Source organism: Neobacillus sp. YX16 (genome assembly GCF_030123505.1).
Lineage (GTDB): Bacteria > Bacillota > Bacilli > Bacillales > Cytobacillaceae > Neobacillus.
On sequence record NZ_CP126115.1, the window covers coordinates 690722 to 703070 of the forward strand.

The following is a 12349-nucleotide window of genomic DNA, read 5'->3' on the forward strand; positions in this document are numbered from 1 at the left end:
GAAACCTCAAACATTATAGTCTGGCAGCAATGGCGAGAAGGTCACACCCGTTCCCATACCGAACACGGAAGTTAAGCTTCTCAGCGCCGATGGTAGTTGGGACTTTGTCCCTGTGAGAGTAGGACGTTGCCAGGCGAAAGACTTTTAGTCTTTTATTTCTCTTAAGTAGAGAAAAGAATGAAAACTTTATATTGCATTAATACACCAACGGTGTTATTATTGAAAAGCTGCTTCGTGAAGGGCTTCAACAAAAAAACTTTAATGAGATTTTATGTTGACACTAATGAACTAGCATGATATGATGGTTTTTGTCGTTGTAAATAATTGCTCTTTGAAAACTAAACAAACAAGAACGTCAACAAACAATTTTTTAGCTTTTTAGAAAAGCTAAGCCAACGTAACAAAATGAGCTATATCAACTTTCTTGGAGAGTTTGATCCTGGCTCAGGACGAACGCTGGCGGCGTGCCTAATACATGCAAGTCGAGCGAATCTTGAGGTGCTTGCACCTCTTGGTTAGCGGCGGACGGGTGAGTAACACGTGGGCAACCTGCCTGTAAGACTGGGATAACTTCGGGAAACCGGAGCTAATACCGGATAATCCTTTTCCTTTCATGAGGAAAAGCTGAAAGTCGGTTTACGCTGACACTTACAGATGGGCCCGCGGCGCATTAGCTAGTTGGTGAGGTAACGGCTCACCAAGGCGACGATGCGTAGCCGACCTGAGAGGGTGATCGGCCACACTGGGACTGAGACACGGCCCAGACTCCTACGGGAGGCAGCAGTAGGGAATCTTCCGCAATGGACGAAAGTCTGACGGAGCAACGCCGCGTGAGCGATGAAGGCCTTCGGGTCGTAAAGCTCTGTTGTTAGGGAAGAACAAGTATCGGAGTAACTGCCGGTACCTTGACGGTACCTAACCAGAAAGCCACGGCTAACTACGTGCCAGCAGCCGCGGTAATACGTAGGTGGCAAGCGTTGTCCGGAATTATTGGGCGTAAAGCGCGCGCAGGCGGTCCTTTAAGTCTGATGTGAAAGCCCACGGCTCAACCGTGGAGGGTCATTGGAAACTGGGGGACTTGAGTACAGAAGAGGAAAGCGGAATTCCACGTGTAGCGGTGAAATGCGTAGAGATGTGGAGGAACACCAGTGGCGAAGGCGGCTTTCTGGTCTGTAACTGACGCTGAGGCGCGAAAGCGTGGGGAGCAAACAGGATTAGATACCCTGGTAGTCCACGCCGTAAACGATGAGTGCTAAGTGTTAGAGGGTTTCCGCCCTTTAGTGCTGCAGCTAACGCATTAAGCACTCCGCCTGGGGAGTACGGCCGCAAGGCTGAAACTCAAAGGAATTGACGGGGGCCCGCACAAGCGGTGGAGCATGTGGTTTAATTCGAAGCAACGCGAAGAACCTTACCAGGTCTTGACATCCTCTGACACTCCTAGAGATAGGACGTTTCCCTTCGGGGAACAGAGTGACAGGTGGTGCATGGTTGTCGTCAGCTCGTGTCGTGAGATGTTGGGTTAAGTCCCGCAACGAGCGCAACCCTTGTTCTTAGTTGCCAGCATTCAGTTGGGCACTCTAAGGAGACTGCCGGTGACAAACCGGAGGAAGGTGGGGATGACGTCAAATCATCATGCCCCTTATGACCTGGGCTACACACGTGCTACAATGGATGGTACAAAGGGCTGCAAGACCGCGAGGTTTAGCCAATCCCATAAAACCATTCTCAGTTCGGATTGTAGGCTGCAACTCGCCTACATGAAGCCGGAATCGCTAGTAATCGCGGATCAGCATGCCGCGGTGAATACGTTCCCGGGCCTTGTACACACCGCCCGTCACACCACGAGAGTTTGTAACACCCGAAGTCGGTGGGGTAACCGTAAGGAGCCAGCCGCCTAAGGTGGGACAGATGATTGGGGTGAAGTCGTAACAAGGTAGCCGTATCGGAAGGTGCGGCTGGATCACCTCCTTTCTAAGGATAATGCAGTCCTTGTGGACTGATAAAAAGTTGACTGTTACTTGTTTGTTTAGTTTTGAGAGTGCAATTTTCTCTCGAAACATTTGTTCCTTGAAAACTAGATAATCGTAAGAAGAAGTCAAAGTAAAACCGAGATTTGCCACTTTAGTTTTTCTCTCTTATTAAATAAGAAGAGTATAACCTTTTAGGTTAAGTTAGAAAGGGCGCACGGTGGATGCCTTGGCACTAGGAGCCGATGAAGGACGGGACTAACACCGATATGCTTCGGGGAGCTGTAAGTAAGCTTTGATCCGGAGATTTCCGAATGGGGGAACCCACTGCTCGTAATGGAGCAGTATCTTTACCTGAATACATAGGGTATTGAAGGCAGACCCGGGGAACTGAAACATCTAAGTACCCGGAGGAAGAGAAAGCAAACGCGATTCCCTGAGTAGCGGCGAGCGAAACGGGACATAGCCCAAACCAAGAGGCTTGCCTCTTGGGGTTGTAGGACACTCAACATGGAGTTACAAAGGAACGGGGTAGATGAAGCGGTCTGGAAAGGCCCGTCATAGAAGGTAAAAACCCTGTAGTTGAAACTTCGTTCCCTCCTGAGTGGATCCTGAGTACGGCCGGACACGAGAAATCCGGTCGGAAGCTGGGAGGACCATCTCCCAAGGCTAAATACTCCCTAGTGACCGATAGTGAACCAGTACCGTGAGGGAAAGGTGAAAAGCACCCCGGAAGGGGAGTGAAATAGATCCTGAAACCGTGTGCCTACAAGTAGTTAGAGCCCGTTAATGGGTGATAGCGTGCCTTTTGTAGAATGAACCGGCGAGTTACGATTACATGCAAGGTTAAGTTGAAGAGACGGAGCCGCAGCGAAAGCGAGTCTGAATAGGGCGATTTTAGTATGTGGTCGTAGACCCGAAACCAGGTGATCTACCCATGTCCAGGGTGAAGTCCAGGTAACACTGGATGGAGGCCCGAACCCACGCACGTTGAAAAGTGCGGGGATGAGGTGTGGGTAGCGGAGAAATTCCAATCGAACTTGGAGATAGCTGGTTCTCTCCGAAATAGCTTTAGGGCTAGCCTCACGTTGTAAGAGTCTTGGAGGTAGAGCACTGTTTGGACTAGGGGCCCTCATCGGGTTACCGAATTCAGACAAACTCCGAATGCCAAAGACTTATCCGTGGGAGTCAGACTGCGAGTGATAAGATCCGTAGTCAAAAGGGAAACAGCCCAGACCACCAGCTAAGGTCCCAAAGTTTACGTTAAGTGGAAAAGGATGTGGAGTTGCTTAGACAACCAGGATGTTGGCTTAGAAGCAGCCACCATTTAAAGAGTGCGTAATAGCTCACTGGTCGAGTGACTCTGCGCCGAAAATGTACCGGGGCTAAACGTAACACCGAAGCTGTGGATTGACATCTACGATGTCAGTGGTAGGAGAGCGTTCTAAGGGCGTTGAAGCTAGACCGTAAGGACTGGTGGAGCGCTTAGAAGTGAGAATGCCGGTATGAGTAGCGAAAGACGGGTGAGAATCCCGTCCACCGTATGCCTAAGGTTTCCTGAGGAAGGCTCGTCCTCTCAGGGTTAGTCGGGACCTAAGCCGAGGCCGAAAGGCGTAGGCGATGGACAACAGGTTGATATTCCTGTACCACCTCTTTATCGTTTGAGTGATGGGGGGACGCAGGAGGATAGGGTAAGCGCGCTGTTGGATATGCGCGTCCAAGCAGTTAGGCTGGTAAGCAGGAAAATCCGCTTACCGTAAAGGCTGAGCTGTGATGGCGAGGGAAATATAGTACCGAAGTTCCTGATTCCACACTGCCAAGAAAAGCCTCTAGCGAGATAAAAGGTGCCCGTACCGCAAACCGACACAGGTAGGCGAGGAGAGAATCCTAAGGTGTGCGAGAGAACTCTCGTTAAGGAACTCGGCAAAATGACCCCGTAACTTCGGGAGAAGGGGTGCTTTTTGAGGTGAATAGCCTCGAAGAGCCGCAGTGAATAGGCCCAGGCGACTGTTTAGCAAAAACACAGGTCTCTGCGAAGCCGCAAGGCGAAGTATAGGGGCTGACGCCTGCCCGGTGCTGGAAGGTTAAGAGGAGGGGTTAGCGCAAGCGAAGCTCTGAATCGAAGCCCCAGTAAACGGCGGCCGTAACTATAACGGTCCTAAGGTAGCGAAATTCCTTGTCGGGTAAGTTCCGACCCGCACGAAAGGCGTAACGATCTGGGCACTGTCTCAACGAGAGACTCGGTGAAATTATAGTACCTGTGAAGATGCAGGTTACCCGCGACAGGACGGAAAGACCCCGTGGAGCTTTACTGTAGCCTGATATTGAATTTTGGTACAGCTTGTACAGGATAGGTAGGAGCCTGAGAAACCGGAGCGCTAGCTTCGGTGGAGGCGTCGGTGGGATACTACCCTGGCTGTATTGAAATTCTAACCCGCACCCCTTATCGGGGTGGGAGACAGTGTCAGGTGGGCAGTTTGACTGGGGCGGTCGCCTCCTAAAGAGTAACGGAGGCGCCCAAAGGTTCCCTCAGAATGGTTGGAAATCATTCGCAGAGTGTAAAGGCACAAGGGAGCTTGACTGCGAGACCTACAAGTCGAGCAGGGACGAAAGTCGGGCTTAGTGATCCGGTGGTTCCGCATGGAAGGGCCATCGCTCAACGGATAAAAGCTACCCCGGGGATAACAGGCTTATCTCCCCCAAGAGTCCACATCGACGGGGAGGTTTGGCACCTCGATGTCGGCTCATCGCATCCTGGGGCTGTAGTCGGTCCCAAGGGTTGGGCTGTTCGCCCATTAAAGCGGTACGCGAGCTGGGTTCAGAACGTCGTGAGACAGTTCGGTCCCTATCCGTCGTGGGCGCAGGAAATTTGAGAGGAGCTGTCCTTAGTACGAGAGGACCGGGATGGACGCACCGCTGGTGTACCAGTTGTCTTGCCAAAGGCATCGCTGGGTAGCTATGTGCGGACGGGATAAGTGCTGAAAGCATCTAAGCATGAAGCCCCCCTCAAGATGAGATTTCCCATAGCGTCAAGCTAGTAAGAACCCTGAAAGATGATCAGGTTGATAGGTCAGAGGTGGAAGCGTGGTAACATGTGGAGCTGACTGATACTAATCGTTCGAGGACTTAACCAATTTTTAAAGGCGAACTCGTTTTACAAACTTCTTCTGCATTATCTAGTTTTGAGGGAATGAAACCTCAAACATTATAGTCTGGCAGCAATGGCGAGAAGGTCACACCCGTTCCCATACCGAACACGGAAGTTAAGCTTCTCAGCGCCGATGGTAGTTGGGACTTTGTCCCTGTGAGAGTAGGACGTTGCCAGGCAAGCCCTTATGGGCTTTTATTATTTCGATTTTTGATTTGGCCCCTTGGTCAAGTGGTTAAGACACCTCCCTTTCACGGAGGTAACACGGGTTCGAATCCCGTAGGGGTCACCAAAGTTTTTTCTCGTTAGAGAAAATAACTTTCCATCGCGATAGCGAAAATAACATACCATTATATGGAGGATTAGCTCAGCTGGGAGAGCATCTGCCTTACAAGCAGAGGGTCGGCGGTTCGATCCCGTCATCCTCCACCAAAGTTCTTTCACGATAGTGAAAATAACCTTCAATATTTCACGAAAAAAGGAATAATCTTTAACTTATATTGTCGCGGGGTGGAGCAGTCTGGTAGCTCGTCGGGCTCATAACCCGAAGGTCGCAGGTTCAAATCCTGTCCCCGCAACCAATTAAATTTCAAGGTTTAAATTGTCAAACCTCAACTATATTATTTTGGCGGTTGTGGCGAAGTGGTTAACGCACCTGATTGTGGTTCAGGCATTCGTGGGTTCGATTCCCATCAGTCGCCCCATTTTATATTTTTAATATTGGGCTATAGCCAAGCGGTAAGGCATCGCACTTTGACTGCGACATGCGTTGGTTCAAATCCAGCTAGCCCAGCCACTTTATTTGCGGGTGTAGTTTAGTGGTAAAACCTCAGCCTTCCAAGCTGATGTTGTGAGTTCGATTCTCATCACCCGCTCCATTTAAGGGCCTATAGCTCAGCTGGTTAGAGCGCACGCCTGATAAGCGTGAGGTCGATGGTTCGAGTCCATTTAGGCCCATAAATATTTTAAAAGAGTGATTACTATTTATAGTGATCACTCTTTTTTTCGTTTATTGCAAAGGGATGATACCTTCTTCTATGATTTTCTATTATGTGTGGTTACAATAAGGATGGAAGCCAAGTTTTTTTATAATAGGCTCTTTTCGTAATATAGAGGCTATAAGTGACCGGAATCTAGAAAAAGCCGTGGAAGTGGTAACTAATAGAGGTTTTTAGTTACCGAAAGCAATGTAAAATCGAAAAAGTGGTAACTAATAGGGGCTATAAGTGACCGGAATCGAGAAAGAATCGCAGAAGTGGTAACTAATAGAAGTCTTATGTTATATCCGAGTAAGTAAGGAGGTTCAAGATGAATGATAATCAATCAACCATTGAAACCATGAAGAAACGGCAGTCTATAAGAACGTTTGATACACTAAACATAAAAGATTCTCATTTAAAAATAATTCATGATTACATAAATAATGAAGACAACTTAGTAGGACCTTTTGGAAGTAAAGGCTGTATTAAGTTGATTCAAGTAAACAATAATGTAAGCGATAAGGGCATTAAGTTAGGTACATATGGATTTATAAAAAATCCACAGGCATATTTAGTTGGAGTAACAGAAAATATTAAATACTCACTTGTAGAATTTGCTTACACCTTTCAAAAATTAGTTATCTTGTTAACTGAATTAGAAATCGGTACTTGCTGGATGGGAGGGACATTCAACCGAGATTCGTTTGAACAAGAAATTCAGCTCGGGGAAGGAGAATTTATTCCCTGTATAACACCAATCGGCTATCCAAATCAAAAACAACGGGTTTTTGATAAGGCACTCCGATACGTTGTAAAGGCGGATAATAAAAAGCCTTGGGATAAGATATTTTATGATTCAACTTTCGAGGTTCCATTGGATAAACAAAAAGCGGGATTACTTGAAGTCCCTATCGAGATGGTTAGGCTTGGACCATCTGCATCCAATAAACAGCCATGGAGACTTTTATTAACTAATAATCGAAAGTTTTGTCATTTTTACATTGAGCATACACCGAATTATAGCGCAAAATTAGGATATGATATGCAGCTTTTGGATTTGGGAATTGCCATGTGTCAATTTGAAACAGCTTGTAAGGAATTAGATTTAAAAGGACGTTGGAGTGTAGCAAAACCGGACCTGCTTCTCCCAAATGAGCAAACGCAGTATATTGCCAGCTGGGAAATCCTTTAAAATGAAAGTAAGAATGGAGTAAGTAGAATGCCTGTAATCGAGCATAAACAGTTTATCAAAGCTCCACTTGAGGTTTGTTTTAACCTTGCCAGAGATGTCAATGTTCATACGCAAACTACCTTGAAAACAAAGGAAAGGGCTATTGGGGGTGTAACAAAGGGACTGTTGGAGGAAGGGGATAGTGTAACTTGGGAGGCTGTGCACTTTGGTATTAAGCAAAGGTTAACCTCAAGAGTAATCTTTATGGAAAAGCCTCATAGTTTCGTGGATGTAATGGTAAAAGGGGCATTCAAGTCCTTCATCCATATCCATCAGTTTGTTAATGAAGAAGAGGGGACAACAATGATTGATCATTTTCAATATAAGTCACGTTTCGGTCCCATCGGAGTCTTAATTGACAAATTGTTTCTAGAAAAATACATGAAAAGATTTATTGCTATGCGTGCAACAGAATTAAAGAAAATAGCTGAAATAAAAACTAATCAAACGTTTGATTAAATGAGTTGAACCCTTGGTATATAGGGATTATATTGAGACAAAACAGTACTAATCAAACGTTTAATTAAAATTAATATTATAGAAATTTGAACATTTTATATCTTAGATAGTTCGACTTTTCTTTTTTCCATTTCCATTGCTGAAACAATATATGCAAACCCATTCATTAAAAAGTAAATAACATTAGATTGTACTCGTTCCGTTTCTCCTAAATAAGTATTTAAGATAATAATGACTGAGTATAAAACAACAAAGAATAGAGCGATTTTATTAAAGATTTGCATACAAACAACTCCTCTTTTAGGATACTTATTTTAATCATATTTACATATAGCTGAACTTATGCAGGACATGAGGTAATTGGGGGAAGGGTTCTGCCAAATTTCCATCCTTCTTTAATTACCATGATAGACAAACTGGCTGAAATTTATTAATAGAGATGGAGGTTATGTATGAAAAAGTTACTTATTTTGGGTGCAAGCGGTTTGGTTGGAAGGGCCATAATCGAGGAATTTAAAGAAGTATATGACCTATACGGTACGTACGCTTCTACACAAACTAAGCTCCCTCCTGATAAACAGATCCAACTGGAAGTTCACCAAACCCATGAGATGAGGGATATCCTGCGATCCATTAAACCTGACATAGTGATTTCTTGTCTTAGAGGAGAGTTCGGTCAACAGCTCAAGTTTCATAGAGAATTGGCGGAGGAACTACGAAATACTACAAGTAGTCATTACTTTTTTTCTACAACAAATGTATTTGATGGAGACTTTTCAAAACCACATATCGAAACAGATGTCCCGATTGCAGAATCTGATTATGGGAAGTTTAAAATTGAATGTGAGAATATGCTAGCAGAAATTCTAGAGGAGAGATTCCATATTATCCGTATTCCTGCAATATGGGGGAAGGATTCACCTAGATGGAATATGATCATTGAAAGTATAAAAGATACTAAAGTGATCGAGGCCTATAGTAATCTCTTCTGTAATAATCTTTTAGATGTACAGTTAGCAAGACAGCTCCGGTTTATTATTGAAAATAAGCTTAAAGGTATATTTCATTTAGGTTCAGTTGATTCCATGACACAAAGCCAATTTTACGAATATATTTTAACAAAGTTAGGAAGTGGATTGGATTTATTGAAATCTAACCATTATCTGGACAGCGACAAAACGTTTTATTTTGAATTACAATCAACCCGTAATGATATACCAGAATCCCTTCAATCTACAAATAAAGATATTATTTCTTACCTGCTGGGATAAACGTAAAACCTGTATTGATGATTATTCAATACAGGTTCTTTCGCATAAAACACTATTTTCATTGAGTGATGGATACAACTGTCCGTGGACGTGCAGCCTTATACCATTGTTGGCAAAACAGAAAAATCAGGACGAGTTCTACCATGTCGCCGCCGTAATACATGATCATTCCACCCGTTTCAGCCTGTTCGCTCGGTACACCAACAGGTGGATGAGCATAAATGTACTTCGAAAGGATTCCATGGGCAGCTAATGACAGGATTAACATGACAGCGCGAAAAATATAACTATATCGGTGGGGCGCAGGGTCAATATAGAGGATGGATAGTGTATAGAGATATCCTGCTAGGAATACGTGTGTATGTACGACTATATGCAGAAGGAGGTTGTCCTGCATAAGAGAGTATAGCTCTGTAGTATACAACACCCATAATCCTCCGATATTGAGGATGGAAGCCACAACTGGATGGCAATAAATGCTTACTGGTAAACTTTTTAATACGCGTGATAGTCTTCTTGCAGATCCAACACTTAAAGTACGCATCAGAAGAGTCATTGGAGCAGCATGGACTAATAAGAGCGGAGCAAGCATTCCAAGGAATAAATGACCGACCATATGCATCGTGAAGTTTTCATGAGCGAGATTAGCAATGGGGCCTATTAGTGCAATGGAAGCTGAAAGAACTCCAAAAATCCAGTATAAGTATCGATAGAAAGGCCAGCGTTTATGCCGACGGTTTGAGACCAATGCAAGTAGAATATAAATTAGAACTGCCAGGACAAAGGGGAGAGCCAGGGAAATTTCGAAAGATGGCCCACTGCCATGATGGACATGGTTATGTTCCATTTAAATAGTCCCTTCCAGCATTTTTGATTCCCGTCCTGTTCGGAAAATAAGAATTAACCCAGCAATCAGAATTAGGGCAGCAATGATATTCCATACCCAGTCATATGGAGCAATCTCCACATTATAACGAATCTGATGGATTCGCATTAATTTGTGCTGGATGGTTCCATCGTATAATTGGAACGCACCCCCTCCAAATAGAAATCCTCCAAGCCATCTTTTTGGCCACCAGGCCTTTCTTCGTCGAAGATCAGAGACAAGAAATGCCCCCGCTATTGTTGAAAACCAACTAAAGGCATGAAAGAGTCCATCCGAAACGAGACCAATATCAGGTGTAGACTTGTCATAGAAATGGTGCCAGTGCAGTATCTGGTGGAAAACTGCCTCATCAATAAAAGCAACAAAACCAAGGCCTAGTAAGCACCCCGACAATAGATTACGTCCTAAATAATTTAATCGTGCGTCATGACTTGTTGTCATTAAGTTCTCTCCCTATTCCACTTTTTACCTACCAAATAGTGTATCCTGTCTGGATTAAATCCAAACAGTCAAAGGGAAGCAAATGAGAAATGTATCTTTTATGGATATTTAAGAAAAAGCTTTGTTAAATTTCATTGTTGATTTTTAGTACAATGGTATAAATGGTCGATGAAAGACAAATCAGGAGAGCTCCCAATGAGATTAGTCCTTCATAAGCATGATGAAAGACAAATCAGGAGAGTTCCCAATGAGATTAGTCCTTCATAAGCGTGATGAAAGACAAATCAGGAGAGCTCCCAATGAGATTAGTCCTTCATAAGCATGATGAAGGACAAATCAGGGGAGTTCCCAATGAGATTAGTCCTTCATAAGCGTGATGAAGGACAAATCAGGAGAGTTCCCAATGAGATTAGTCCTTCATAAGCGTGATGAAGGACAAATCAGGAGAGTTCCCAATGAGATTAGTCCTTCATAAGCATGATGAAAGACAAATCAGGAGAGTTCCCAATGAGATTAGTCCTTCATAAGCATGATGAAGACTAATCAGAAGATTACTCTTTGAGTTTAGTCCTTCATAAGGATTACCGTAAGAAAAATCAACATCTATCTTTAACAGAGCTTAAGAAAAAAAGAGAGCCTGCCCCGATTGAGGGACAGGCAGCTTTGTATTTACATTAAACCAAAGACCTAGCAGGCAGGACCTTTTGGAGTACACTTTTTTCTTCATCATTTAAAGGAACCATTGGCAGGCGGACATCTCCAACTTGGACACCTTGCATATTTAGAGCGGCTTTTACGGGTGTTGGATTTGGCGCCGCAAATAATGCTTTCATAATTGGAAGAAGTCTGCGATGTGAAACGGCAGCTTCTTGAACACGTCCATTTTTGAATTGGTTGATCATTTCTTGCATTTCATTCCCAATAATATGCGAGGCAACAGAAACAACTCCAGCACCGCCTATGGATAGGACAGGTAAGGTTAATCCATCATCACCGCTGTACAAGGTAAAATCATCTGAAGTAAGGCTAATAATTTCTGCCATTGCATCTAGATTTCCGCTAGCTTCTTTTATCGCCACGATATTACTAATTTCTGAGAGTCTGACAACTGTCTCTACCGAAATATTGACGACACTGCGCCCCGGAATGTTATAAAGCATTACTGGTAAGGAAGTGGTTTCGGCAATGGCTTTAAAGTGCTGAAACATTCCTTCCTGTGAAGGCTTATTATAATAGGGTGCAACGAGCATAATGCCATCCACACCTGCTTCTTCAGCCAGCTTTGTTAAGCTGATAGAAGCACTTGTGTTATTGGATCCAGTTCCAGCAATGACAGGCACTCTGCCTGCGGCAGTTTCAACAGTCAATTTAAATAATTCAACTTTTTCTTCTGTAGTTAATGTAGGTGATTCTCCAGTTGTACCTGAAACGACTAATCCATCAGAACCATTGTCTATTAAATAATTTACTAATGTTCTCGCTGCGTTAAAATCAACCTCACCATGCTGATCAAATGGCGTCACCATAGCTGTTAACACTTGGCCAAAATTCATCATATTCACCCTTTATATCATTTTTTTTGAAAATTAGAGGTGGCTTGAGGTCAGTCAAAAGTTAACGCAAAAAAGCAACAACGAAGGCTCGCTGCTGCAGTAGAAACATAATAAAGAAACGTTCCTTTGCGTAAGATAGCCCTCCATATAGTCTCCTATATGACAGTTCTGTATTTCTTCAATAGCAGAACCAGCGGTCTAGAAAAATGAGATTCCATCCACTTCGGCAAATTCCCCTTTCCACAATCGTCTTAGGACCTCATCATCCTCGGAACTGCGTACTAATGGTCTTTGCGCCTCTATCCTCACTTCAAAAGGTAATGAAGTAAGAAAATATTTAATTACAAGTAAATATAACAGAAAAATCATTATGGTTCAAGAGGGTTGCCCAAGATGAGTGCCTGTCACCGTGA

At 44.0% G+C, this 12349-nt stretch carries 7 protein-coding genes, 7 tRNA genes, 4 rRNA genes and 1 riboswitch; of the genes, 14 read left to right on the plus strand and 4 right to left on the minus strand.

The window, feature by feature from the left end:
• The first annotated feature begins 19 nt into the window (after positions 1–19).
• From rrf (QNH48_RS03370) to QNH48_RS03430, 13 genes are all read left to right on the plus strand, one after another.
• Positions 20–135: ribosomal RNA gene (gene rrf / locus QNH48_RS03370) — 5S ribosomal RNA — on the plus strand.
• Between the two features lie 286 nt (positions 136–421).
• Positions 422–1971, plus strand: a 16S ribosomal RNA gene (locus tag QNH48_RS03375).
• A 193-nt stretch (positions 1972–2164) separates the two neighbouring features.
• Positions 2165–5101, plus strand: a 23S ribosomal RNA gene (locus QNH48_RS03380).
• A gap of 77 nt (positions 5102–5178) precedes the next feature.
• A 5S ribosomal RNA gene (rrf, locus tag QNH48_RS03385) occupies positions 5179–5294 on the plus strand.
• The 16S, 23S and 5S rRNA genes sit together here with 7 tRNA genes alongside, the layout of an rRNA operon.
• Positions 5295–5332: 38 nt before the next feature.
• Positions 5333–5407: transfer RNA gene (locus QNH48_RS03390), tRNA-Glu, on the plus strand.
• Positions 5408–5471: 64 nt separating this feature from the next.
• Positions 5472–5547, plus strand: a tRNA-Val gene (locus QNH48_RS03395).
• A 72-nt stretch (positions 5548–5619) separates the two neighbouring features.
• Positions 5620–5696 (plus strand) — tRNA-Met (locus tag QNH48_RS03400).
• 47 nt (positions 5697–5743) lie between these two features.
• Positions 5744–5819 (plus strand) — tRNA-His (locus tag QNH48_RS03405).
• A 17-nt stretch (positions 5820–5836) separates the two neighbouring features.
• Positions 5837–5911 (plus strand) — tRNA-Gln (locus QNH48_RS03410).
• Positions 5912–5919: 8 nt separating this feature from the next.
• Positions 5920–5993 (plus strand) — tRNA-Gly (locus QNH48_RS03415).
• 5 nt (positions 5994–5998) lie between these two features.
• Positions 5999–6072, plus strand: a tRNA-Ile gene (locus QNH48_RS03420).
• A 351-nt stretch (positions 6073–6423) separates the two neighbouring features.
• Positions 6424–7287, plus strand: a complete 864-nt coding sequence (locus QNH48_RS03425) for a nitroreductase family protein (RefSeq protein ID WP_283953766.1) — start codon at positions 6424–6426, stop codon at positions 7285–7287.
• Positions 7288–7314: 27 nt separating this feature from the next.
• Entirely contained in the window at positions 7315–7785 is a 471-nt protein-coding gene (locus QNH48_RS03430; RefSeq protein WP_283953767.1) for an SRPBCC family protein, read from the plus strand.
• A gap of 95 nt (positions 7786–7880) precedes the next feature.
• Here the strand turns inward: QNH48_RS03430 and QNH48_RS03435 are convergent, their stop codons facing one another.
• Entirely contained in the window at positions 7881–8069 is a 189-nt protein-coding gene (locus QNH48_RS03435; protein WP_095250267.1) for a hypothetical protein, read from the minus strand.
• 168 nt (positions 8070–8237) lie between these two features.
• Here QNH48_RS03435 and QNH48_RS03440 point away from each other — a divergent pair, with 168 nt between their 5' ends.
• Positions 8238–9056: a sugar nucleotide-binding protein gene (locus tag QNH48_RS03440; protein ID WP_283953768.1), complete on the plus strand. Its 819-nt coding sequence runs from the start codon at positions 8238–8240 to the stop codon at positions 9054–9056.
• 58 nt (positions 9057–9114) lie between these two features.
• On the opposite strand, the gene QNH48_RS03445 is transcribed toward QNH48_RS03440, so the two are convergent.
• The 3 genes from QNH48_RS03445 to dapA form a co-directional block, all read right to left on the minus strand.
• A complete protein-coding gene (locus QNH48_RS03445) occupies positions 9115–9903 on the minus strand; it encodes a cytochrome c oxidase assembly protein (protein WP_283953769.1) in 789 nt (262 codons plus the stop codon).
• Positions 9904–10383 carry a DUF2243 domain-containing protein gene (locus tag QNH48_RS03450; RefSeq protein ID WP_283953770.1) on the minus strand — a complete coding sequence of 160 codons (480 nt, stop codon included), beginning with the start codon at positions 10381–10383 and terminating at the stop codon, positions 9904–9906.
• A gap of 674 nt (positions 10384–11057) precedes the next feature.
• Complete coding sequence (dapA, locus tag QNH48_RS03455) at positions 11058–11936, minus strand: 4-hydroxy-tetrahydrodipicolinate synthase (protein ID WP_283955669.1); 879 nt, start codon at positions 11934–11936, stop codon at positions 11058–11060.
• 128 nt (positions 11937–12064) lie between these two features.
• A riboswitch (Lysine riboswitch) is annotated at positions 12065–12246 on the minus strand.
• Between the last annotated feature and the right edge of the window lie 103 nt (positions 12247–12349).

Excerpts from the sequence above, each read along its gene's own strand:
- QNH48_RS03435 (WP_095250267.1), bottom strand. The coding sequence starts at position 8,069 with ATGCAAATCTTTAATAAAATCGCTCTATTCTTTGTTGTTTTATACTCA.
- QNH48_RS03450 (WP_283953770.1), bottom strand. The coding sequence starts at position 10,383 with ATGACAACAAGTCATGACGCACGATTAAATTATTTAGGACGTAATCTA.
- QNH48_RS03430 (WP_283953767.1), top strand. The coding sequence starts at position 7,315 with ATGCCTGTAATCGAGCATAAACAGTTTATCAAAGCTCCACTTGAGGTT.
- QNH48_RS03440 (WP_283953768.1), top strand. The coding sequence starts at position 8,238 with ATGAAAAAGTTACTTATTTTGGGTGCAAGCGGTTTGGTTGGAAGGGCC.
- QNH48_RS03445 (WP_283953769.1), bottom strand. The coding sequence starts at position 9,903 with ATGGAACATAACCATGTCCATCATGGCAGTGGGCCATCTTTCGAAATT.
- QNH48_RS03425 (WP_283953766.1), top strand. The coding sequence starts at position 6,424 with ATGAATGATAATCAATCAACCATTGAAACCATGAAGAAACGGCAGTCT.
- dapA (WP_283955669.1), bottom strand. The coding sequence starts at position 11,936 with ATGAATTTTGGCCAAGTGTTAACAGCTATGGTGACGCCATTTGATCAG.